This is a genomic window from Cupriavidus sp. 05T41, from assembly GCF_056396525.1.
In genome coordinates this window covers 1-20,472 of the sequence record NZ_JBFTLQ010000034.1, presented here as the reverse complement: position 1 = coordinate 20,472, position 20,472 = coordinate 1, and the positions used below count along the sequence as shown (strand labels likewise).

Genomic DNA, 20,472 nt, shown 5'->3' with positions numbered 1-20,472 from the left:
ACAGGCTGGACTTTATCCCGCCTTTTCCCGCATGATTTTGGGAAATTTCCCAATGTAAGTGGGGAAATTTCCCAAACAGATCGAACGCGCGTAGGAATTTTCTGAGGCCGCCAGGCACGAAGAAAGCATGGCGCAGCGCGCCCTTGCACAGCCTGTGCGGAGGTTCATCCGATGGCCCGGCTCACGATCGCCACCTTCAACATCAATGGCATCCGCGCCCGGCTCCCCGCCTTGCTGGCGTGGCTGGCGCGCGAGGCGCCGGACGTGGCCTGCCTGCAGGAGCTGAAGGCGGACGACGCGGCATTCCCGGTCGGCGAGATCCATGCGGCGGGGTACGGCGCGGTCTGGCATGGCCAGAAATCGTGGAACGGCGTAGCGATCCTTGCCAGGGGCGTAGATCCCGTCGAATGCCGGCGCGGCTTGCCCGGCGATGCTGACGACGCCCACAGCCGCTACCTGGAAGCCGCGGTGCAGGGCGTACTGGTGGCCTGTCTGTACCTGCCCAACGGCAACCCGCAGCCTGGACCGAAGTTCGACTACAAGCTCGCCTGGTTCGAGCGCCTGATCACCCATGCGGCCAGCCTCCATGAGAGCGGCCTGCCGGTGGTCATCGCCGGCGACTTCAACGTGGTGCCGACCGACGCGGACATCTACAATCCGCGCTCATGGCGCAAGGATGCCTTGCTGCAGCCGCAGACCCGCGCCTGCTACCAGCGCCTGCTGGAGCAAGGCTGGACCGACGCCCTGCGCGCGTACTTCGGCGAGACGCGGGTCTATACGTTCTGGGATTACTTTCGCCAGCACTGGCAGACCGACTCGGGACTGCGCATCGATCATCTCTTGCTCAGTGCCGGCCTCGCGCCGCGCTTGCGCGCGGCGGGCGTAGACCGCTGGGTGCGCGGCGAGCCGCAGGCAAGCGACCATGCGCCGGCCTGGGTGGAACTCGACATGGGATCTGCCGCGCAAGGCAGGAAGCGCAAGGCTTAGGAACGCAGGAAGGCGGTGCCGCCGGCAGGCGGCCGCGGCTACGCTGCCCGCTCTGGCACCGGCGACGGCATGCGCGCGGTGGCGGCCGCATCCGGAAGGCCGGATGGCGGCATTGCCACGCGGCTCGCCAGTTCCACGAAGCTGGCGACGCTGGCGGTGCGCAGGGGATAGTAGGCGACCTGATGGCGGTCGCAGACACGCTTGATCGTGCTCATGGAATCGTGGTCGATACAGTCGACCGGGAACACCACCATGTCGGCGCGCGCTACCGTCGCGGCCAGCAGGCCCTTGCGGTCTTCGATGCCGCCGTCGTGCAGCACCAGCTGGCCGCCGGTCGATTCCACCAGCGATTTCAGTGTGTTGTTGGAGCCGGGGCGCCCGCCCACGTAGACGATGCGCTTGCCTTGCAGCAGGCGCAGTCCCGGATGGCGATCCTGCGCCTGCTCGCCGTTGCCATCGGCCGACAGCACGGCATGTTCCATGGCCAGCGCCTCGGCGCGGCTGATCTTGAGCTGGGCCAGCGCGTCTTCGAGCTGCGCGCGCAGCTCCCGCGCCGCGTCCTGCTCTTGCAGCACGCGTTGCTCCGCGGCTTCGCGGCGGCTGGCCTGCAGCGCGGCATCGTCTGCGCGCGCGGCCAGCGTTTCACGCAGCGCGTGGAGTTCGGCATGCGCCGGCTCGCGCGCGGCCAGCTGGGTGAGCCTGTCGCCAAGCTCGGCGGTCTGGCGCGTTGCCGCATCGTGCCGTGCGCTCATCTCCTGCAGGCGTTCCTGCTGGCGCTCGAGCTTGTCGCGCAGCGCCCCGTTCTCCGCTTCCAGCGCCATCAGCCGCCGGATATCGGCGCGGTTGGCGGCGCCCACCAGGTGCGACAGCATATGCACCTCGCCGAAGGCGGCCTGGCGCACCGCGACGCTGGCCTCCGGATGGGTCATCACGGCCCAGTAGGCCGGCGGAATATCGCCGCTGGCCACCGCATCCTGCCAGAGTCCCAGCACGGCCTGGGCACCCCTGGCGGCGCTGAAGCGGCGCAGCGCCAGCGCATAGCGCTCGTCCAGTGCCTTTTGCAGGGCCTTGCAGCCCTCGCCGCCGGCGCCGGCGAGCTTGACCGCCTCGTGATGGATCTCCAGGTCGGTCGTGCGCTGGCGCTCCAGCGCGGCAAAGCGCGGCACCAGCTTGCGCAGCTCGCCGGTGGTCATGCAGGTGCCGATGATCGAGCAGTGCAGGTGCGAGTCCAGTTCCGCCAGCCGCGTGCGGCGCCGACGGCGTGCAGCAGGCGGCGGCTGGCTTGTTGCCGAGCGCCGCCTCGATGCCATTGGCGCGGGCCAGGCGAAACGGGGGAGCGTGCATGCGGAACCTCGCGTGGAAGAAGAAAGGCCGGGTGCCGCGCCGCCAGCCAGGCGCGGAAACACTGCCGTATCGGCGAAATATACCATTGAATATAACGAGCATTGCGTGGCGGCAGATCGCGTTTGCAAAGGCGGTATGATCGGCAAGGTGGAGTGCGCGCTCCCCGCCAGCGCCCCGGCGCGGCCGTCATAACAATGCGAAGAGAGAGGTGAATATGAACACCAGCGCAAGAAACCAGCTGAGCGGCAAGGTCAGCGCCATTCACAATGGTGCGGTCAACGACGAAATCGAACTGGAGGTCGCCGGCGGGGTACGCATCGTCGCCACCATCACCGGGGCGAGCACCAAGCGGCTGGGCCTGGCCGTCGGCAAGGAGGCCATCGCCCTGATCAAGGCTTCGTCCGTGATCGTCGGCGTGGCCGATCCGGGCATGCTGCTGTCCGCCCGCAACCAGCTCGCGGGCACGGTGTCGGGCATCAAGACCGGCGCCGTCAATTCCGAGGTTGCCATCGGCCTGCCGCAGGGCGGCGAGATCGTGGCCATCATCACCAACGACAGCGTCACCAGCCTCGGCCTGAAGCAGGGCGGCGCAGCCGTCGCCATCTTCAAGGCTTCCAGCGTGCTGCTGGCCACGCGCGCCTGAGACCGCCGGCGCGCAGCGTCAGCGGGCGGGCGGCGCCGCGAACACCTCCAGGCTGGTCAGCCTGGAGACGTAGCGGCCGGCCTTGCCGTCATTAGGCATTAGGCACCACCAGTCGGGCAAAGCCGCTGGCGCCCAGCGGCGCGCCATCCATCTCATAGGCGATCAGGTCCGGCTGGTTGCGGCGAAGGCAGTCCGGGGGGCGCGAGCGGATGGACTCGCGCCACGCGCCTGTTTCGCCGCAAGGCCCGGGCGAGTTACCATGCCGCCATGGTCAAACTTGCCCGCTCCCGCACATCCGTCAGCCCGGACAAACCGCAGGCACTCCTGCGCATGCGCATCATGCTGGGCGACACCATCGCCATCGGCCCCGGCAAGATCGCCTTGCTCGAGGCGATCCGCGAATGCGGCTCCATCTCCGCCGCCGCCAGGCGCCTGGACATGTCCTACAAGCGGGCCTGGGACCTGCTCAACGAGATCAACCGCGCGCTGGCGCAGCCCGCCGTGGATTCCGAGCACGGCGGCTCGCAGGGCGGCGGCACGGTGCTGACTCCCGTGGGAGAGGAAGTGGTCCGCCTCTACCGGGCCGCCGAGACGCTCGCCGCCAAGGCCTGCGCGGGCGAGATCGACGCGCTGATCCGGTTGCTGGCAAAACCCTGAGCGGCGGCGCGCCGCCGCTCAGGCGCGAAGATCCACTTGCGCCGCCGCGTGCGCGGCGATCTTGCTGCCGAAGCTGGAAATCGACGGTAGCGTGGCGTTGTGGTGCACGCGGATCATCTCCGCGCTCGCATGCGGCTTGTCGTGGGTCGTGTGCGCGTCCGCCGCCAGCGTGACATCGAGACCCAGCGCCGCGGCGCGTCGCGCCGTGGTGTCGACGCAGAACTCCGTGGCATAGCCGCACAGCACCACGTGCGAAACCGCCAGCGTGGACAGCAAGGCGCCCAGTTCGGTGCGAAGGAAGGAATCCGGCGTGGTCTTGCGGATGAAATGATCGTGAGCCCGCGCATCGAGCGCCGCCACAAGCTGCCACCCCGGCGTATCGAAGCGCAGCTCGTCCTCGCGGGTTTCGTGCTGGATGAATATGACCGGGACGTCCTTGCCGCGCGCACGCGCGATCAGCGCGTTGATATTGCCGATGACAGCGTCGGCCGACGCCGGCTGCGGCGCAGGCCCGAACAGGCCTTCCTGAACGTCGATTACCAGCAGGGCAGATGACATCGTCGCGCTCCTCGCGTCCCTTCGTTGAGAAGCCGCATTCTATCGCCGCCTTCGCGCCACCGGCGCGCCTTGAGTCCGCTGCCGCATTGAACAATACTGGGCCAAGGGTGTTCTCCAAGGAGCGGACCATGCTGCGAGACAGCCATGCATTCAGCGGGTATTCCGTCGACGACATTGCCAAGGCCGTGGATTTCTACGGTGGCGTGCTCGGACTCGAGGTGTCCCAATCCGGCGGCCTGCTGACCTTGAACCTGGCGGGTGGCAACTCCGTGCTGCTCTACCCGAAGCCCGGCCATGTGGCGGCGACCTTCACCGTGCTCAACTTCCCCGTGGAGAGCGTGGAGCGCGCAGTGGACAAGCTCGCCCAGCGCGGCGTGCGGTTCGAGAGCTACGACCTGCCCGGCGTCAAGACCGACGCGCGCGGCATCTCGCGTGGCGAGGGCGGCCCGGTCATCGCCTGGTTCAAGGACCCGGCCGGCAATATCCTGTCGGTGCTCGAGCCGATGTAAGTCCACGCTGCGAGAAATGCAGCCGTTCGATTGCGCTTTGCGTGGGCGTCACCTAATATGCAACCACTGGGTTGCATGAGGGCGGTTATCCGCAACCATTCGCGGATACGGCGGATGTCCGCCTGGCGCCCGGGCCGGCCCAATCGGAGATTGCATGATGGACTCATCCACTGATCGCATTGAACGTCAGATCCTGCTCAAGGCGTCGCCCGCGCGCGTCTGGCAAGCCTTGTCCGATGCCGAGGAATTCGGCAAGTGGTTCTGCGTGGACCTGCGCGGCAAGTCCTTTGTCGTCGGGCAGCCGGTGCGGGGCCAGATCACTTACCCGGGCTTCGAGCATGTGGTGTTCGAAGCCTGGATCGAGCGCATGGAGCCTGAGCGCCTGTTTGCCTGGCGCTGGCATCCGGCCGCGGTGGAAGCGGGGCGCGATTACTCGGCGGAGCCGACCACGCTGGTCGTCTTCGAACTGGAGCCCGTGCCAGGTGGCACGCTGCTGCGCGTGGTGGAATCGGGCTTCGATAACGTGCCGCCGGGGCGCCGCCTGGAAGCGTTCCGTATGAACAGCAACGGCTGGGAGGGACAGATGCGCAATATCGAAAAGCATGTTGCCGCGCAGTGACGTCAGCGCGGTGGGCGCGGTGGGCGCGGACTTGCGCAAGTCCGCGTCGGTCTTCGCCGCGCTCGGCGACGAAACCCGCCTGCGCCTAGTGGCCGCGCTGTGTGCCGGCGGCGCCATGTCCATCGCCCAGCTGACCGCCGGCAGCGACATCTCGCGGCAGGCCATCACCAAGCACCTGCACGCGCTGGCGCAGGTGGGCCTGGTCCACGACATCAAGGTCGGGCGCGAGCGCCAGTGGGCCTTCGATCCGGCACAGATCGAAGCCGCGCGCCGCTCGCTCGAACTGATCGCGCGCCAATGGGATCACGCGCTGGAGCGTCTGCGCCTGGCGCTGGAATCCTAGGCGCCCGCGCTGGCATCCGCGTGCCCGGCGTGGCGCGAAATTGTCCGGTGGCTTTGTGATTCGTGCGTGACTCGTGTCACGGAAATGTCATGTTCCGGCAGGACGATGGCGCTTCGTCCTTGAGGGAGCGGAACATGAACAACATCGAAGCGACGCCCGATGCCGGCGCCCGGCGCCTGCGCCCCAACCTGGACCACCGCCCCGGCAAGCTCGCCGGCCTGGCTTTCCTGTTGCTGCTGGCGGGAGGCATCGCCTACACGGGCGTGAGCCTGGTGCACGATGTGTCCTCGGCGCAGTCCATGCCGTCGACCTGGCTGCCTATCCTGCTGCTCGGCGTGGCCTTGCTGATCGCCCTGGGCTTCGAGTTCGTCAACGGCTTCCACGACACGGCCAACGCCGTGGCCACCGTGATCTACACCAACTCCCTGCCGCCGCACTTCGCGGTGGTGTGGTCCGGCTTGTTCAATTTCCTCGGCGTGCTGGTGTCGAGCGGCGCGGTGGCGTTCGGCATCATCTCGCTGCTGCCGGTGGAACTGATATTGCAGGTGGGTTCCTCGGCCGGTTTCGCGATGGTGTTCGCGTTACTGATCGCCGCCATCATCTGGAACCTCGGCACATGGTGGCTCGGCCTGCCGGCTTCGTCGTCCCATACGCTGATCGGCTCCATCATCGGCGTGGGCGTGGCCAATGCGCTGATGCACGGGCGGGACGGCACCAGCGGCGTGGACTGGCCGCAGGCCATCAAGGTAGGCTATTCGTTGCTGCTCTCGCCGCTGGTCGGCTTCGGCTGCGCGGCACTGCTGTTGCTGCTGCTGCGCGCGCTGGTCAGGCGCCCTGAGTTGTACGCCGAGCCCCAGGGCAACAAGGCTCCGCCCTGGTGGATCCGTGGCTTGCTGGTGCTCACCTGCACCGGCGTGTCGTTCGCGCACGGCTCCAACGATGGACAGAAGGGCATGGGCCTGATCATGCTGATCCTGGTCGGCACCGTGCCGATCTCCTATGCCCTGAACCGCGCCATGCCCGTGGACGAGACCACCCGTTTCGCGGCAGTGGCGCAGGTCACCAGCGACGCCCTGCAACGCAGCTTGCCGGCACCGGTGGCGGCACCCGCCGATCCGCATGGCGTGCTGTCGGACTACCTGCGTACGCGCGCATTCAACGCCGACGTGGTGCCCGCCCTCGCCAGCATCGCCGGCAAGATCGGCGACCAGGTGCGCGCGCACGACAGCCTGGCTGGCGTGCCGGCGACCTCGGTGGCCAACGTCCGCAACGAAATGTACCTCGCGTCCGAAGCCATCCGTCTGCTGGAGAAGGAAAGCACGGTGAGGTTCGATGCCGCCACCAGGGAAAACCTGGGCGCCTTCAAGCGGGAAATCGACACCGCCACCAAGTTCATCCCGCTGTGGGTCAAGGTGGCCGTGGCCATCGCGCTCGGCCTCGGCACCATGGTCGGGTGGAAGCGCATCGTGGTCACCGTGGGCGAGAAGATCGGCAAGACCCACCTGACCTATGCGCAGGGGGCTTGCGCCGAACTCGTGGCCATGGCCACCATCGGCGCGGCCGACGCCTTCGGCCTGCCGGTGTCCACCACTCACGTGCTTTCGTCAGGCGTGGCCGGCACCATGGCGGCAAACCGCTCGGGTTTGCAGATGTCCACCATCCGCAACCTGGCGATGGCCTGGGTGCTGACGCTGCCGGCGGCGATCTTGCTGTCGGGGTCTTTGTTCTGGGTGTTTACCAAGCTGTTCTGAAAGCCATTGCGGCGCGCGCGCCCGGCCTGCCCGCAACGCCCGCATCGCTGATGCTGGCTGCCCCTCGCCCGCCAGCGGCGAGGGGCCGCGGGAATCTCAGGCCGTCGCCAGGCCCGGCGAACGCGGCTTCGCGCCCTGGCCGAAACACGCCCGCCCGCGGAGGATCTTGCCCCTGCCCGGCGCGCACACGAAGGGCGCCGCCATGCGCACGCGAATCGCGCGGCCGGTGTCCTGCCCGCGACAGTGCGGCACTCGCCTGAAACGTTTCATATGCCGGGCTCGGCGAGCGCCGGCGCCGGCGCTGCGCCGTCCTGCCCCTGCTGCAGGAACTGGCGCGGCGAGACGCCAAACCGCGCGCGGAAGTCGCGCGAGAAATGCGCGCCGTCGGCGAAGCCGCAATCCAGTGCGATCTGCGTGATGCTGGCCGGGTTGTTGCGCAGCAGCCAGCTGCCATACTCCAGCCGCAGCGTGCGCTGGAACGCCATCGGCGAGACGCCGATGGCCTCGTGGAAGGCGCGTTCGAGCTGCCGCCGCCCCACGCCCACGTAGCGGGCGATGGCATCCAGCGAAGGCGGGTTGTCGATGCGCTGCTCGATATAGTGGGCGGCCTGGCGTACGCGGATGTCCTTGATGTGCGCCAGGTCGGCATAGAAATGCGCCTGCGGCAGCTTGGCCGGCCGCATGCCCTGCAGCATCATGTGGCGCACCGCCTGCTGGGTCTTCTCCCTGCCGCAATGGCGGGATACGAGGTACAGCCCGAGATCGATCGCGGCGGTCGAGCCGGCGCAGGTGATCAGGTCGCCCTCATCGACGAAGAGATGGTCCACCACGGCGCGCGTGCGCGGATAGCGATCGCGAAAGGCGTCGAGCACGTTCCAGTGCACGCAGACCGAGCGCGATCCGATCAGGTCGGCCTGCGCCAGCGCGAATGTCCCGGTACAGATGCCCAGCATGCGCACCCGGCTGGCCGCCGCCAGCCGCAGCCAGTCGCGCAGCGCGGGCGGCATGTAGGTGTTGGGGTAGTCGTTGCCGCCGCATACCGCCACGTAGTCGAACTCGCCGGGGTCGGCGCTGAGGGCGCCGTTGACCTGCACGGTCACGCCGGCGCTCGAGGTGCGCGGCAGGCCGTCCATGCTCATCACGCGCCAGCTGGTGTGGATCTGGCGGCTGCGCCCGCCGTGGTCGGCGGCCAGGCGCAGCACGTCGATCAGTCCGGAGAAGGCCGCGAGCGTGAACTGGTGCAGCAGGACGAAGCCGACGTTCAGCTCGGGTTTACCCCCTTGCCCGACGGGCGCGGGGGGATCCGGTTCGTGTGGGCCGGTGCTGGCGCCGGTGCTGGCGCCGGTACTGGCGGAAGGCGGGATTGGCATGACGCAATTATTCAACTTTATGGCCACGGCTTGCAAGCTCGGACGGGCTGCCAACGCGCAACATGCATCTGTGGTCGCAACGCAAGAACCTTTCTGGGGACATGACATGGGATCCGAGACCTACCGTACCATCCGCGCCGCGCTGGCCGTCGCCGCAGCGGCAACCGCCACGGCGTGGTCGCCGGGCGCGGCCGCGCAGCCGGCGAAACTGACCGTCGCCATGTACGGCGGCAACTGGGGCGACGCGTTCCGCAGCTGCGTGGCGGAGCCATTTACGAAGGCCACCGGGATCGCGGTGACGCCGGAGATCGGCACCTCCACCACGACCCTGGCCAAGCTGCAGCAGCAAAAGGCCGCGCCCGCCATCGATGTCGCGTGGATGGACGGCGGCATCAGTGAGCTGGCCTACCAGGCCGGCGTGCTGGACAACCTCGATCCCGCGGCGATCCCCAACCTGAAGAACGTGCTGCCCAAGGCTGTGTATCGCAACGGCGGCACCAGCTATGCCGTGGGCTCCGGCTACTACTCGCTGGGACTGACCTACAGCACCAAGTCGGTCAGGCCGGCACCCACCAGCTGGAAGGACATGTGGAAGCCGGAGTACGCGGGCGCGGTGGCCGTGCCGTCGCCGGCCAATTCGTCCGGGGTGCCGTTCGTGGTGTTCATGGCGAAGGTGTGGGGCGCGGACGCGGCCAACCTGGCGCCGGTCTACGCCAAGCTGGCGGCGCTCGATACCGCCCTGTTCTTCGACAGCTCGGGCGCGGCCACCAATGCCTTCCAGAGCGGCGAAGCCGTGATCGGCGCGCATTTCAACGTAGGCGCCTGGGACCTGATCGACAAGGGCGTGCCCATCGGCTTCGTGGTGCCGAAGGAGGGCGCATGGGCAACCGATGCGCGCCTGCACCTGGTCAAGGGCTCGCGCAACAAGGTCGCCGCCGAGAAGTTCATCGACACCGCGCTGACGCCGCAAGCGGCTACCTGCCTGGCGACCAAGCTCTATCTGGGACCGGCCGTGCAGGGCGTCACGGTACCGGCCGACGTGGCGCGCAAGCTGCCGTGGGGCGTCAACGGTTCGGTGGACAGCCTGAGCCTGTTCGACTGGAGCGTCATCAACGCGCGGCGCGCCGAGATCACCGATGCGTGGAACCGGCAGGTCGCGCGCAAGCGCTAGGGTGGGAGCGAGTGATGTCTGATCTGCTGAGCATCGATGCCGTCTGCAAGCGCTTCGGCGCCTATACGGCGCTGGACCATATCCGCCTGGATATCCGGCAGGGCGAGTTCGTCGCCCTGCTGGGCCCCAGCGGCTGCGGCAAGACCACGCTGCTGCGCTCCATCGCGGGCTTCCTGGCGCCGGACAGCGGGCGCATCCTGATCGATGGCCAGGACGTCACGCAGCTGCCGCCTTACCGGCGCCCGCTCAACACGGTGTTCCAGAACTATGCGCTGTTCCCGCACATGAGCGTGCTGGACAACGTGGCCTACGGCCCGCGCCGCCAGGGCGCGCCGCGCGCCGAGGCGCGCACGCGCGCCATGCAGGCCCTGGAGATGGTGGGCCTGGCGGCGCTCGGCGAGCGCTATCCGCGCGAGATGTCCGGCGGGCAGCAGCAACGCGTGGCGCTGGCGCGCGCCATCGTCAACCGGCCCAAGCTGCTGCTGCTCGACGAGCCGCTCTCCGCGCTGGACATGAAGCTGCGCAAGCATATGCAGCTGGAGCTCAAGCAGCTCCAGGAAAAGCTGGGCATCGCCTTCGTGTTCGTCACGCATGACCAGGAAGAAGCCATGACCATGGCCGACCGCATCGTGGTCATGCACGCGGGGCGCATCGAGCAGATCGGCGCCGGCACCGAGATCTACCGCGCGCCCGCCACGCGCTTCGTCGCCGAGTTCATCGGCGACGCCAACCTGATCGGCTACGAGGCCTCCGGCAGCCAGGAGATCCGGCTTGCCGTGGCCGGGCGCACCGTGCCCGCCATGCAGCCGGGCATGGCGCCGCGCGGCGTGGCCGTGCTGCGCCCCGAGCATCTGCAATTGCTGGACGGCACCGGCGCCGGCGATGCGCAACTGTGCGCCTGGTCCGGCGTGCTGGCCGATGTCGCCAGCGTGGGCAGCCACACCATGATCCGCGCCGATGTGGGCGGGCATCTCATGGTGGCGCGCGCAGCGGGCTTGCCCGCCGCGGGCCTGCGCCCGGGCGGCGAGGTGCGGCTGGGCTTTCATCCCGCGCACCTGCATCTGATCGGGGAGCCGGCATGAGGCACCCGCACGCGATGCTCGGGCTGATGCTGGCGGCGCCGCTGGCGTTCTTCGCGGCATTCTTCCTTGCGCCCCTGGCCGTGGTGCTGACCGCGAGCCTTGCCAGTGGCGAGCCTCACGCCTGGACGCTGGCCAACTATGTGCGCGTGCTGGCGGACAGCTACCACTGGGACGTGATCCTGGTCACCTTCCGCATTGCCTGCGTGACCACGCTTGCCTGCGTCGCGCTGGGCTATCCGCTGGCCTGGTACCTGGTGCGCATGGTGCGCTGGCGTGCGTGGCGCCGGGTGTGCGTGATCCTGCTGGTGGTGCCGATGTTCACCAGCAATATCGTGCGTTCATTTGGCTGGATGGTGCTGCTCGGGCGCAACGGGCTGGTCAACCAGAGCCTGCTGGCGACGGGCCTGGCGGAGCGTCCGGTGCGTTTTCTCGGCACCGAGCTCGGCATCATCATCGGCATGGTCTATGTGCTGCTGCCGTTCGTGGTGCTGGCGGTGGGCAACGCGCTGGCGCGGGTCGATCCCGGCTGCGAACAGGCCTCGGCGGACCTCGGCGCAGGCCCCGCCGCGACCTTCCGCCATGTCACCTTCCCGCTCACGCTGCCGGGCGTGGTGGCCGGCGCGATCATGGTCTTCACGCTGGCGGTCAGCGCCTACGTCACGCCGGCGCTGCTGTCCGGCGGCCGCATCTCGGTGCTCTCCATGCTGATCTTCCAGCAATACAGCTCGACCTTCGATGTCCACTACGGCGGCGCGCTCAGCATCGTCCTGCTGGTCTTCACCCTCGCCATGGTCGCGCTTGCCGGCCGCGCCGGGGAAATCCGCGGAGGTGGGCGATGATCGCCAGGACCCTGATCCGGCTGGTGTCGTGGGCCGTGCTCGCCTACCTGGTGCTGCCGCTGGCGGTGATCCTGGGCAGCTCGCTGACGGCCTCCTCTTTCCTCGCCTTCCCGCCGCAGGGCTGGACGCTGCAGTGGTACCGCACGATGCTGTCCGATCCGAGCTACGTGTCGGCGTTCTCGACCAGCACGGCGCTCGCGCTGGCCGCCACGCTCGGCGCGCTGCTGCTGACCGTGCCCGCGGCACTGGCGTTGGGGCGCCATGACTTTCCCGGCAAGCGCGCCATCGCGGCCGTGCTGATGTCGCCGCTGGTGCTGCCGCACATCGTGCTGGGCGCGGCGCTGCTGCAGTTCGGCGGCTATTTCGGCCTCACGCGCAGCTTCCTGTCCCTGCTGATCGGGCACACCGTCATCATCGCGCCCTTCGTGCTGAGGTCGACGCTGTCGCTGATGACGCCCGAGCAGCGCGCGCTGGAAGAAGCGTCCTACGACCTCGGCGCCAATCCCTGGACCACGTTCTTCCTGGTGGTGCTGCCGCAGATCCGCCCGGGCATCGTCACGGGCGCCATCTTTGCCTTCATTTCCTCGTGGATCAATGTCGAGCTGTCCATCTTCAACACCACGGCGGACCTCAACACAATCCCGGTCAAGCTCTTCAACTACGTGCAGTACACCATCGACCCGACCATCGCCGCAGTCTCGGGCGCGACCATCGTGGTGGCCGTGGTGGCCATCGCGATCCTCGATTTGACCATCGGCCTGGACATGCTGTCCGACCGCAAATGACCCACTCCGCAACCCTTCAGCAAGGAGCTCCAGCCATGCGCAAGCAAGACGCGTTCGACGTCATCTACACCCACACCGAAGGGGAGCCGCTTTGCATCGTGCACAGCGGGATTCCCTATCCCCCCGGGTCCACCATCCTGGAGAAGCGCGCCTTTCTGGAGCAGCACTATGACTGGCTGCGCATGGCGCTGATGCGCGAGCCGCGTGGCCACAAGGACATGTTCGGGGTGTTCCTCACGCCGCCGTCCAGCCCGGAATACGATGCCGGCCTGATCTACATCGACGGCACCGAGTATTCGCATATGTGCGGCCATGGCACGATTGCCGTGAGCATGGCGATGGTGGCGCTGGGCCTGGTGCCGCGAGGCAGCAACGGCATGACCCGCATCCGCTTCGAGACCACCGCGGGCCTGGTGGTCTCGGAAGTGGCCTCCGAAGGCGACAACGTGCTGTGGACGCGCTTCGAGAACGTGCCGGCCTACGTTGCCGCGCGCGATATCCCGGTGCATCTGCCCGGCTACGGCGACCTCAAGGCCGACCTGGTGTGGGGCGGCAACTACTTCGGCATCGTCGACCTGAGCGATTGCGCGCTGCGCATCTCGCCGGACAACGGCAGTGAGCTGTCGCGGCTCGGCGTGATGGTGCGCGACCAGATCAGGCAGCAGATGCGCATCCAGCATCCGACCGAGGCGCATATCAACAACCTGAACTTCATCACGTTCTGGCACCAGCCCACCATCGAGGGCGCGTTCTACAAGAACGTGCACGTGTTCAGCGCGGGGCAGCTCGACCGCTCGCCCGGCGGCACCGGCACCAGCGCCATGATGGCGATGTTCGAGGCGCGCGGGAAGCTGGGCCTGAACCAGCCCATCCTGTCCGAAGGGCTGCTGGGCAGCGGTACCTTCGAAGGCTGCCTGCTGGGCGAGGTGGACCTGAACGGCACGCGCGCGGTGCGCCCGACCGTCAAGGGCACCGCCAGCATCCTGGGCACGGCGCGCTGGATGATCGACCGCGACGACCCGGTCGGCGCGGGCTTCCTGGTGCGCTGAAATGCGATGACGCAGCCTCGCGGCTGCGTCGTTGCATGGTTGCCTCGGGCCAGCTGCCCCGGATGCGGGGCAGCCGGGCTTGCCCGGCCTCAGGCCGCCTGCTTGAGCGTAGCCAGCGCGCGGCGCCCGGCGGCCAGCTGGTGCGCGACTTCGGCCACGCGCGCGCCCAGGTGTTCGGCGGTGCGCAGATCGGCCAGCGGCGGCACCACCTCGGCGCTTTCATCGGCGTTCGATTGCGCGGCCGCGCCCAGGAAGAAGCCGTGGCGGTTCAGCGAGTCTTCGGTCGACTTGGAGTTGTTGTGGCCCGGGGGCAGGCCCAGGTTCACCCAGTGCATGCCGTGCTGCGCGGCGAAGATCGCCATCTGCTGCAGGGTGGCCAGCTTGTCGCCGGAGCGCGAGGCGGCGTTGGTGAAGCCTGCCGCCACCTTGTTGGCCCACTTGCCGCCCTTGGCGAAGACGTTGCGCGAGGTGGCATCCATGAAGCCCTTGAACTGCGCCGACGCGCTGCCCATGTAGGTGGGCGCGCCGAAGATGATGCCGTCGACGTTTTCCAGCGTGTCCCAGTGCTGATCGATCTCGTCGACGCTGATCAGCAGGCTTTCCACGCCGTCCACGCTGGCGGCGCCGCGGGCGACGGCCTGCGCTTGCCTGGCGGTGTGGCCGTAGCCGCTGTGGTAGACGATGGCGAGCTGGGTGGCGGTGGCGTGCATGATGTTTTCCTCGATGATTGCGAAATTTTGAATCTTGGGAGTCTTGCTTTGGTTGGCTTCAGTGCCTGCCTGTGAAAGCAAGTTTAGGCAGTGCGAGCGCGCGCGAGTGGCCGCAAAATCAATAAGTTGTTGAATTATTTTGAATATCGCTGCCGGCAACTGGCGGCGAGCACACAGCAGCGCGGCCAAAGGCAGTGCGCGTCACGCGCGGTGCCGGTTTTGTGCGCTTGCGCGTCTATGCGGCCGGCGCCACGCCGGCCGTCGCCTACCATCAAGAGTGCGATTTCCTCGCCGCACGCCGCGGCGCGGATCCAGTGAGTCCCGGTATCCGCCCTTGCCCTGCCCCCGATCAAGTATCCCGGCCCGCGCCGCGGCGCTGCTCTTGCCGTTCGTGCTGGCCGGCTGCGCCACCACGCCCGCGCCCGCGGGCAAGCCGCCGGGTCCGGCCGTTACCGCCATCGCCGTGGTGGCGCGCGGCTGGCATACCGATATCTGCCTGCGCAGCGAGGATGCCGGCGAGTGGGTGGGCGCGCTGGCGCGGGGTTTCGATGGCGCGCGCTTCCTCTGCTTCGGCTTTGGCGACCGGCGCTACGTCATCACGCACGACCATAGCTGGACAGCGATGTTCTCGGCCATGTTCCCGGGCCCGGGCGCGCTGTTGATGACGGTGCTGCGCGACACGCCGGCGGCCGCGTTCGGCGCCGGCGACGTGGTCAGCCTCGGGGTGGACGAAGCCGGCCTGCGGGGCCTGCGCGGCTATCTGCGCGATGCGGTGGAGAAGGACGGCGCGGGCTTGCCTGTGAGGCTCGGCCAGGGGCCCTATCCGGGCAGCCTGTTCTTCGGCGCGACCGGCTCCTACGACGGCCTCTATACCTGCAATACGTGGACGGCGGACGCCTTGCGGTCCGCCGGGTTGCCCGTGGGCGGCGCGTTATTCGCGGGCGGCATCATGCGGCAGGCGCGCGCAGCCGCTGCCGCGCAGGGCAGGGACGCGCCGTAGCCGGCCGCGCGCCGTTAGCAGGGCGCGGGGCTGCAGTAGACGGAGGAGCCGGGCGGCGGCACTACCACGGGCGTCTTGTTGGGCGGATTGGGGTCGCTGCTGCTGAACGATATGCAACCGGCCAGCATAAGCGGCAGCAAGAGCGCGACGACGATGGAACGTTGCATGGCAGTCCCCCCAGCGGATCTTCAGGTCTTCGGTTACGTGGCCTCGCGGCGGGCTCCGGGATGCAAGCCGGCGCCAGGACCGAGGCTTCCAGTATAGGTAAGGCCACAGCGGGCGCTCCGCCGCCTGTGATGTTTCGTCCGCCGGTCCCGGACGGGCCGCCGCATTTTTACCCGGGTAATATTGACTGGGCTATTTTACCCGGGTATTATCGGCGTCATTGTTCATCTTTCGCGGCAACGCCAGACCGTCATGAGTGAGATCCAGCCAGCGCAATACACCGCCTTCGAAGGCAGCAGGCGCATCGCCGCGGGCGCGCTCGCGCTGGTGGCGCGGCAGGTCAGGGAGCGCTTTGCCGACGAGCCCGTCGCCGGCGTGCTGATCTTCGGCGATGACGACTGCCATCAGGTGGAGGTCGATTTCCGCGGCACGGCCGACGAGGTGGCCGCGCGCATCGCCGCCATGGAGCAGGCCGCGCCCTTCCCCGACGCGCAGCAGGCGCCCGAAGCCGAAACGCCGCGCGGTCCCGGCCGGCCGCGGCTGGGCGTGGTGGCGCGCGAGGTCACGCTGCTGCCGCGCCACTGGGACTGGCTTGCCGCGCAACCCGGCGGGGCGTCGGTGGCGCTGCGCAAGCTGGTGGAGGACGCGCGCAGGGCCGGCGCGGGCAAGGACCGTATCCGCAGGGCGCAGGAGGCAAGCTACCGCTTCATGGCGGCGGCGGCCGGCGGCGGCGCCAACTTCGAAGAGGTGGCACGTGCCTTGTTCGCGGGAGAGCGCGCGCGCTTCGACGAACTGGTCGCCTTGTGGCCGGCCGACCTGCGCGATTATCTCCGGCAGCGCGCCGAAGCCGCGTTCGCGGATGCGCGGGAGCAACAGGGCGGCTGAAGGCCGCCGGCACCGCGCCCTTGTCCAATCCGCATGGCCACTGCAGAATACGGCCACAACGAAGACAGACAACAAGAACGGGCGGGGTTACAGGGATGGGAATCACAGGGCTTGCCGGCCGGGCTTGCGGCTGCCTTGCAGGCGCAGCGGTGCGGCGCCCGGTTGCAGCCGCACGCTGTCCGATGCGGCCGCGCCGAGGCAATCGCCACGCTCCCTGTCCGTGCATCCCGGCTTTCCCGCATCCGGGTATCCCTGCTTTCCACTTCCAGTCCCACCCTATGACCACGCCATCGCACCGCATGCGCCGTACCGTGCTGTCCGCGTTTCCCGCGGCCTTTGCACTCGCCGCCGCCAGCGCCCACGCGCTCGACAGCGCACAGCTGCTCGCCAAGATCACGCCCAGCGTCTACGGCGTGCGCACGATGGGCCAGAACAACGCGCCGCTGTCTTCGGGCTCGGCCGTAGTGGTCGGGGCCGCGGGCAGCTCGTCACGGCCTGCCACGTGCTGGCCGGCGCGAGCGGCATCGCCGTGCGGCGCGACAACGTGAGCTATGACGCCACGCTGGAAGCGCCCGACGTCGAGCGCGACCTGTGCCTGCTGCGCGTGGCCAATTTCAGCGCGCCGGCGGTGGTCATAACCGCCGCGGCGGCGCCATCCTTCGGCCAGAAGATCGTGGCCGCCGCCAGCCCGGAAGCCGCGGGCGTCGCGCTGCAGGAAGGCAGCGTGGCGGGCCTGCGCGCCGGCGCGGACGGCAAGCTGGACCGCATCGAGATCACGGTGCAGATGCCGAGCGCGGCCAGCGGCGGCGGCGTCTTCGACGACAGCGGCCGGCTGGTGGGCGTGCTGGCGGGACGCGCCGATGCGGGCGACAAGCTGCTCAAGGCTGTGCCCGCGAACTGGATCGCGGCAGCCAGGGAACGCGGCACGGCGGCGATGGCCAGCTACAAGCCATCGCTGCTGGCGCCGGCAGCCGCACCCGCGCCCGCAGCCGCGGCTCCCGTTGCCACCGACGAGGCAGGTGGGATCGCAGCCGGGAAACAGTCGCCGGCGGTGGGCGAGGTCTGGCGCTACGAGCTGGTCGACAAGCTGACCCACAAGCGCCGCCCGGTGGTCTACCGCGTCGACAAGGTCGAGGCCGAGCGCGTGAGCTTCAACCAGGGCGCGCGCATCGAGAGCCGGGATGGCCGCGTCGAGATCGCCACGCCTGCCGGCGGCGACTTCGATGCCGTCTCGCCGCCGCGCGGCTGGGTGCCGGAGAACGTCAAGCCGGGCATGCGCTGGAAGTACAGCTACAAGCAGCCCGGCACCGACCTGCCCACGGAGCTCAGCGGCGAAGCCACCGGCGAGTCCACCATCACCGTGCCCGCGGGCAGCTTCCGCGTGCTGCGCATTGATTACAAGGGGTACGTGATGCGCCCCTTCTACGGTTTCTCCGGCGGCGGCTCGCAAAGTTCGGTGCCCTACACGGCGGTGGCGTGGTATGCGCCCGAGCTCAAGCGCGTGGTGCGCTTCGATGCCAGCTACGTGGCGCGCTGGGACAAGGTGGACGAAAGCCTGGTGCTGCTCGATCATCGTTTCGACTGAGCGGCACGCCGGCGCCATGCGCCGCCAACGCCACGCCGCTGCGGCGCCATGCGTTTTTGGTAGGATGCAGGCCTTTCCATTGACGGCGGGCCGGCCGCGCGCCGGGCCGCGCCGCCGTCCAATGCTGCTTGCTTCATGAATCCGGACCAGATCAAAACCTTTGCCGCCGAGCGCCTTGCCCGACTGCGCCGCCCCACGCGGCGCGGCGTGCTCAAGGCAATTGCCGCCGTGCCGCTGCTGTTCCTGTTGTACGTGCTGGTGCTGGTGCCGTTCACGCCGGGCATCAGCGATATCCGCAAGGCCAAGTCCGACCAGCCCGCGCAGGTGCTGTCCGCCGATGGCAAGGAGCTGGCCGTGTACCGGTGGGCCAACCGCGAATGGGTCCGCCTGGCCGATATCTCGCCCAATGTGACCACCGCGCTGATCGCCACCGAGGATCATCGCTTCTACCAGCATTTCGGGCTGGACTGGCGGCGGCTCGGCTCGGCCGCGCTGCACACGTTCTCCGGCGACCGCCAGGGCGGCTCCACCATCACCCAGCAGCTCGCGCGCAATCTCTATCCCGACGAGATCGGCCGTGCCCCCACGCTCACGCGCAAGCTCAAGGAAGCCGTCACCGCGCTGAAGATCGAAGCCCTCTATACCAAGGACGAGATCCTCGAGACCTATCTCAACACCGTGCCGTTTCTCTACAACGCCTACGGCATCGAGATGGCGGCGCGCACGTATTTCGACAAGTCGGCGGGCAAGCTCGACGTGCTGGAAAGCGCCACGCTGATCGGCATGCTCAAGGGCAATAGCTACTACAACCCGGTCATCAATCCCGAGCGGGCGCTGCAGCGGCGCAATATCGTGCTGGCGCAGATGGTCAAGTACGAGAAGCTGGAGCCGGCCCGGTTCGAGCAGCTGAAGAAGCGGCCGCTGCGCATCGATTTCGAACGGCAGACCGAGCCGCCCGGCCCGGCCCCGCACTTCGCCCAGCAGCTGCGCAAATGGCTGATCAACTGGGCCGACCGCAACGACTACAACATCTATACCGACGGGCTGGTGGTGCGCACCACCATCGATTCGCGCCTGCAGGCGCTGGCCAGCCAGGCCGTGACGCGCCAGGGCAACCAGCTGCAGGGCATCGCCGATGCCGCCTGGGCGCCCCGCTCGGGCTGGGCCGCCAACCGCGAGCTGGTGCAGGCCTTCGTGCGCGAAACGCCGGAATACCGCGCCGCGCGCGAGGCCGGGCAGCCCGCCGACGCGGCCATGAAGACCCTGTTGGCGGACAGCGCGTTCATGCAGGCGCTGCGCCAGACCAAGACCCGCGTCCAGGCCGGTTTCCTGGCGCTGGACCCGCGCAGCGGCGAGATCAAGGCCTGGGTGGGCAGCCGCGATTTCAGCCAGGACGCCTTCGACCACGTGCAGCAGGCCCAGCGCCAGCCGGGCTCCACCTTCAAGCCCTTCGTCTACGGCGCAGCCTTCCAGCAGGGCGCCAGCCCCGACGACACCTTTGTCGACCAGGCCGTGGCAATCCCGCTGGCCGGCGGCGAAGTGTGGCGGCCCTCCGACGACGGCCCGCCGAGCGGGCGCGCCATGAGCCTGCGCGACGGCCTGGTGTACTCCAAGAACACCATCACCGCGCAACTGATGCAGACCGTCGGGCCGGACAAGGTGGCCAGGCTCGCGCGCGCCATGGGCGTGCGGCAAAGCCGGCTCGAAACCGTGCCGTCGCTGGCGCTCGGTACCAGCCCCGTCACGCTCAAGGAAATGGTCGCGGCCTACGGCACCATCGCCAACCAGGGCGCCTATCTAGAGCCGGTGATGGTCACCCGCATCGAAGACCGCAAGGGCGAAGTGCTCGAGACCTTCCGCCACGCTTCGCCCGAGCAGGCGCTGCCGGTCGCCACCGTGCAGACGCTGCTCGATGTCATGCGCGGCGTGATCGATCGCGGCACCGGCAGCAGCATCCGCACGCGCTTTGGCATCCGCGCCGACGTGGCGGGCAAGACCGGCACCACGCAGGACAACGCCGACGGCTGGTTCATCCTGATGCACCCGCAACTGGTGGCGGGCGCCTGGGTCGGCTTCAACGACAGCCGCGTGACGCTGCGCAGCGACTACTGGGGGCAGGGCGCGCACAGCGCACTGCCCATGGTGGGCGATTTCTTCCAGCGCTCGCTGCGCGCCCGCGTGATCGACGCCAACGTGCGCTTCGTCGAACAGGAGCAGACGGGATTCTGGGACACGCTCACCGGCACCGTGCGCGGCTGGTACCAGCGCCTGTTCGGCGCGGCGCCCAAGCCCGCGGCACCGCCGCCGCCGCCGCGCCGCGCGCCGCGCCCCACTGTTGCCGCCGAAGCCACGCCGGCGGCCAGTGATGCCAGCGTGGCAGCCGCCGCGCCGTCAGCCGGCGATGGCGGCCTGCCGTATGC

At 68.7% G+C, this 20,472-nt stretch carries 22 protein-coding genes; 17 read left to right on the top strand and 5 right to left on the bottom strand.

Annotation, left to right across the window (positions count from 1 at the left end; all coding sequences use genetic code 11):
* The first annotated feature begins 171 nt into the window (after positions 1–171).
* On the top strand, positions 172–987 hold the full coding sequence (gene xth, locus AC1DKV_RS20560; RefSeq protein WP_441612030.1) for an exodeoxyribonuclease III: 816 nt from the start codon (positions 172–174) through the stop codon (positions 985–987).
* A gap of 38 nt (positions 988–1,025) precedes the next feature.
* Here the strand turns inward: xth and AC1DKV_RS20555 are convergent, their stop codons facing one another.
* Positions 1,026–2,297: a DUF2325 domain-containing protein gene (locus AC1DKV_RS20555; protein WP_441612031.1), complete on the bottom strand. Its 1,272-nt coding sequence runs from the start codon at positions 2,295–2,297 to the stop codon at positions 1,026–1,028.
* Positions 2,298–2,545: 248 nt separating this feature from the next.
* Here AC1DKV_RS20555 and AC1DKV_RS20550 point away from each other — a divergent pair, with 248 nt between their 5' ends.
* Together AC1DKV_RS20550 and AC1DKV_RS20545 are read left to right on the top strand one after the other, a co-directional pair.
* Complete coding sequence (locus tag AC1DKV_RS20550) at positions 2,546–2,974, top strand: TOBE domain-containing protein (RefSeq protein ID WP_441612032.1); 429 nt, start codon at positions 2,546–2,548, stop codon at positions 2,972–2,974.
* 330 nt (positions 2,975–3,304) lie between these two features.
* Positions 3,305–3,631: a winged helix-turn-helix domain-containing protein gene (locus tag AC1DKV_RS20545; RefSeq protein ID WP_477137884.1), complete on the top strand. Its 327-nt coding sequence runs from the start codon at positions 3,305–3,307 to the stop codon at positions 3,629–3,631.
* Positions 3,632–3,649: 18 nt separating this feature from the next.
* On the opposite strand, the gene AC1DKV_RS20540 is transcribed toward AC1DKV_RS20545, so the two are convergent.
* A complete protein-coding gene (locus AC1DKV_RS20540; protein ID WP_441612033.1) occupies positions 3,650–4,189 on the bottom strand; it encodes a cysteine hydrolase family protein in 540 nt (179 codons plus the stop codon).
* 128 nt (positions 4,190–4,317) lie between these two features.
* Between AC1DKV_RS20540 and AC1DKV_RS20535 the strand changes: the two genes are divergently transcribed.
* From AC1DKV_RS20535 to AC1DKV_RS20520, 4 genes are all read left to right on the top strand, one after another.
* Positions 4,318–4,698: a VOC family protein gene (locus AC1DKV_RS20535; protein WP_441612034.1), complete on the top strand. Its 381-nt coding sequence runs from the start codon at positions 4,318–4,320 to the stop codon at positions 4,696–4,698.
* 157 nt (positions 4,699–4,855) lie between these two features.
* On the top strand, positions 4,856–5,317 hold the full coding sequence (locus tag AC1DKV_RS20530; protein WP_441612273.1) for an SRPBCC family protein: 462 nt from the start codon (positions 4,856–4,858) through the stop codon (positions 5,315–5,317).
* Positions 5,301–5,660 (top strand): ArsR/SmtB family transcription factor, encoded by a 360-nt coding sequence (locus AC1DKV_RS20525; RefSeq protein ID WP_441643123.1) that lies wholly within the window; start codon positions 5,301–5,303, stop codon positions 5,658–5,660. The genes AC1DKV_RS20530 and AC1DKV_RS20525 overlap by 17 nt, the downstream gene beginning before the upstream one ends.
* A 134-nt stretch (positions 5,661–5,794) precedes the next feature.
* Positions 5,795–7,411, top strand: coding sequence for an inorganic phosphate transporter (locus tag AC1DKV_RS20520; RefSeq protein ID WP_441612036.1), 1,617 nt, complete (start codon positions 5,795–5,797; stop codon positions 7,409–7,411).
* A gap of 266 nt (positions 7,412–7,677) precedes the next feature.
* On the opposite strand, the gene AC1DKV_RS20515 is transcribed toward AC1DKV_RS20520, so the two are convergent.
* Positions 7,678–8,781 carry a GlxA family transcriptional regulator gene (locus AC1DKV_RS20515; RefSeq protein ID WP_441612037.1) on the bottom strand — a complete coding sequence of 368 codons (1,104 nt, stop codon included), beginning with the start codon at positions 8,779–8,781 and terminating at the stop codon, positions 7,678–7,680.
* Positions 8,782–8,887: 106 nt separating this feature from the next.
* On the opposite strand from AC1DKV_RS20515, the gene AC1DKV_RS20510 reads away from it, so the two are divergent.
* Genes AC1DKV_RS20510 through AC1DKV_RS20490 form a run of 5 tightly spaced genes read left to right on the top strand, consistent with a single transcriptional unit; the run spans position 8,888 to position 13,707 of the window.
* Positions 8,888–9,952, top strand: coding sequence for an ABC transporter substrate-binding protein (locus AC1DKV_RS20510; protein ID WP_441612039.1), 1,065 nt, complete (start codon positions 8,888–8,890; stop codon positions 9,950–9,952).
* A gap of 14 nt (positions 9,953–9,966) precedes the next feature.
* Entirely contained in the window at positions 9,967–11,034 is a 1,068-nt protein-coding gene (locus tag AC1DKV_RS20505; RefSeq protein WP_441612040.1) for an ABC transporter ATP-binding protein, read from the top strand.
* Entirely contained in the window at positions 11,031–11,873 is an 843-nt protein-coding gene (locus tag AC1DKV_RS20500) for an ABC transporter permease (protein WP_441612041.1), read from the top strand. The genes AC1DKV_RS20505 and AC1DKV_RS20500 overlap by 4 nt, the downstream gene beginning before the upstream one ends.
* Positions 11,870–12,658, top strand: a complete 789-nt coding sequence (locus tag AC1DKV_RS20495) for an ABC transporter permease (RefSeq protein ID WP_441612042.1) — start codon at positions 11,870–11,872, stop codon at positions 12,656–12,658. Before AC1DKV_RS20500 ends, AC1DKV_RS20495 begins: the two co-directional genes overlap by 4 nt.
* 35 nt (positions 12,659–12,693) lie before the next feature.
* Complete coding sequence (locus AC1DKV_RS20490; protein ID WP_441612043.1) at positions 12,694–13,707, top strand: proline racemase family protein; 1,014 nt, start codon at positions 12,694–12,696, stop codon at positions 13,705–13,707.
* A gap of 89 nt (positions 13,708–13,796) precedes the next feature.
* Here AC1DKV_RS20490 and AC1DKV_RS20485 read toward each other — a convergent pair whose 3' ends face one another.
* Positions 13,797–14,417, bottom strand: coding sequence for a flavodoxin family protein (locus tag AC1DKV_RS20485; protein ID WP_441612044.1), 621 nt, complete (start codon positions 14,415–14,417; stop codon positions 13,797–13,799).
* Positions 14,418–14,808: 391 nt separating this feature from the next.
* Between AC1DKV_RS20485 and AC1DKV_RS20480 the strand changes: the two genes are divergently transcribed.
* Positions 14,809–15,417: a DUF2459 domain-containing protein gene (locus AC1DKV_RS20480; RefSeq protein ID WP_441612274.1), complete on the top strand. Its 609-nt coding sequence runs from the start codon at positions 14,809–14,811 to the stop codon at positions 15,415–15,417.
* A 14-nt stretch (positions 15,418–15,431) separates the two neighbouring features.
* Here the strand turns inward: AC1DKV_RS20480 and AC1DKV_RS20475 are convergent, their stop codons facing one another.
* Positions 15,432–15,584, bottom strand: a complete 153-nt coding sequence (locus AC1DKV_RS20475) for a hypothetical protein (protein WP_441612045.1) — start codon at positions 15,582–15,584, stop codon at positions 15,432–15,434.
* A gap of 250 nt (positions 15,585–15,834) precedes the next feature.
* Between AC1DKV_RS20475 and AC1DKV_RS20470 the strand changes: the two genes are divergently transcribed.
* From AC1DKV_RS20470 to AC1DKV_RS20455, 4 genes are all read left to right on the top strand, one after another.
* Positions 15,835–16,467: a DUF2239 family protein gene (locus AC1DKV_RS20470; protein WP_441612046.1), complete on the top strand. Its 633-nt coding sequence runs from the start codon at positions 15,835–15,837 to the stop codon at positions 16,465–16,467.
* A gap of 278 nt (positions 16,468–16,745) precedes the next feature.
* Positions 16,746–17,015 (top strand): hypothetical protein, encoded by a 270-nt coding sequence (locus tag AC1DKV_RS20465; protein WP_441612047.1) that lies wholly within the window; start codon positions 16,746–16,748, stop codon positions 17,013–17,015.
* Positions 16,970–18,052, top strand: coding sequence for a S1 family peptidase (locus AC1DKV_RS20460; protein ID WP_441643124.1), 1,083 nt, complete (start codon positions 16,970–16,972; stop codon positions 18,050–18,052). Before AC1DKV_RS20465 ends, AC1DKV_RS20460 begins: the two co-directional genes overlap by 46 nt.
* A gap of 135 nt (positions 18,053–18,187) precedes the next feature.
* A partial coding sequence (locus AC1DKV_RS20455) for a penicillin-binding protein 1A (RefSeq protein WP_477137883.1) occupies positions 18,188–20,472 on the top strand: 2,285 nt, incomplete at its 3' end.

What these genes read in the sequence shown, in the direction of transcription:
- xth (WP_441612030.1), top strand. Translation starts at nt 172, where the DNA reads ATGGCCCGGCTCACGATCGCCACCTTCAACATCAATGGCATCCGCGCC.
- AC1DKV_RS20555 (WP_441612031.1), bottom strand. Translation starts at nt 2,297, where the DNA reads ATGGCATCGAGGCGGCGCTCGGCAACAAGCCAGCCGCCGCCTGCTGCA.
- AC1DKV_RS20550 (WP_441612032.1), top strand. Translation starts at nt 2,546, where the DNA reads ATGAACACCAGCGCAAGAAACCAGCTGAGCGGCAAGGTCAGCGCCATT.
- AC1DKV_RS20545 (WP_477137884.1), top strand. Translation starts at nt 3,305, where the DNA reads ATGCGCATCATGCTGGGCGACACCATCGCCATCGGCCCCGGCAAGATC.
- AC1DKV_RS20540 (WP_441612033.1), bottom strand. Translation starts at nt 4,189, where the DNA reads ATGTCATCTGCCCTGCTGGTAATCGACGTTCAGGAAGGCCTGTTCGGG.
- AC1DKV_RS20535 (WP_441612034.1), top strand. Translation starts at nt 4,318, where the DNA reads ATGCTGCGAGACAGCCATGCATTCAGCGGGTATTCCGTCGACGACATT.
- AC1DKV_RS20530 (WP_441612273.1), top strand. Translation starts at nt 4,856, where the DNA reads ATGGACTCATCCACTGATCGCATTGAACGTCAGATCCTGCTCAAGGCG.
- AC1DKV_RS20525 (WP_441643123.1), top strand. Translation starts at nt 5,301, where the DNA reads ATGTTGCCGCGCAGTGACGTCAGCGCGGTGGGCGCGGTGGGCGCGGAC.
- AC1DKV_RS20520 (WP_441612036.1), top strand. Translation starts at nt 5,795, where the DNA reads ATGAACAACATCGAAGCGACGCCCGATGCCGGCGCCCGGCGCCTGCGC.
- AC1DKV_RS20515 (WP_441612037.1), bottom strand. Translation starts at nt 8,781, where the DNA reads ATGCCAATCCCGCCTTCCGCCAGTACCGGCGCCAGCACCGGCGCCAGC.
- AC1DKV_RS20510 (WP_441612039.1), top strand. Translation starts at nt 8,888, where the DNA reads ATGGGATCCGAGACCTACCGTACCATCCGCGCCGCGCTGGCCGTCGCC.
- AC1DKV_RS20505 (WP_441612040.1), top strand. Translation starts at nt 9,967, where the DNA reads ATGTCTGATCTGCTGAGCATCGATGCCGTCTGCAAGCGCTTCGGCGCC.
- AC1DKV_RS20500 (WP_441612041.1), top strand. Translation starts at nt 11,031, where the DNA reads ATGAGGCACCCGCACGCGATGCTCGGGCTGATGCTGGCGGCGCCGCTG.
- AC1DKV_RS20495 (WP_441612042.1), top strand. Translation starts at nt 11,870, where the DNA reads ATGATCGCCAGGACCCTGATCCGGCTGGTGTCGTGGGCCGTGCTCGCC.
- AC1DKV_RS20490 (WP_441612043.1), top strand. Translation starts at nt 12,694, where the DNA reads ATGCGCAAGCAAGACGCGTTCGACGTCATCTACACCCACACCGAAGGG.
- AC1DKV_RS20485 (WP_441612044.1), bottom strand. Translation starts at nt 14,417, where the DNA reads ATGCACGCCACCGCCACCCAGCTCGCCATCGTCTACCACAGCGGCTAC.
- AC1DKV_RS20475 (WP_441612045.1), bottom strand. Translation starts at nt 15,584, where the DNA reads ATGCAACGTTCCATCGTCGTCGCGCTCTTGCTGCCGCTTATGCTGGCC.
- AC1DKV_RS20470 (WP_441612046.1), top strand. Translation starts at nt 15,835, where the DNA reads ATGAGTGAGATCCAGCCAGCGCAATACACCGCCTTCGAAGGCAGCAGG.
- AC1DKV_RS20465 (WP_441612047.1), top strand. Translation starts at nt 16,746, where the DNA reads ATGACCACGCCATCGCACCGCATGCGCCGTACCGTGCTGTCCGCGTTT.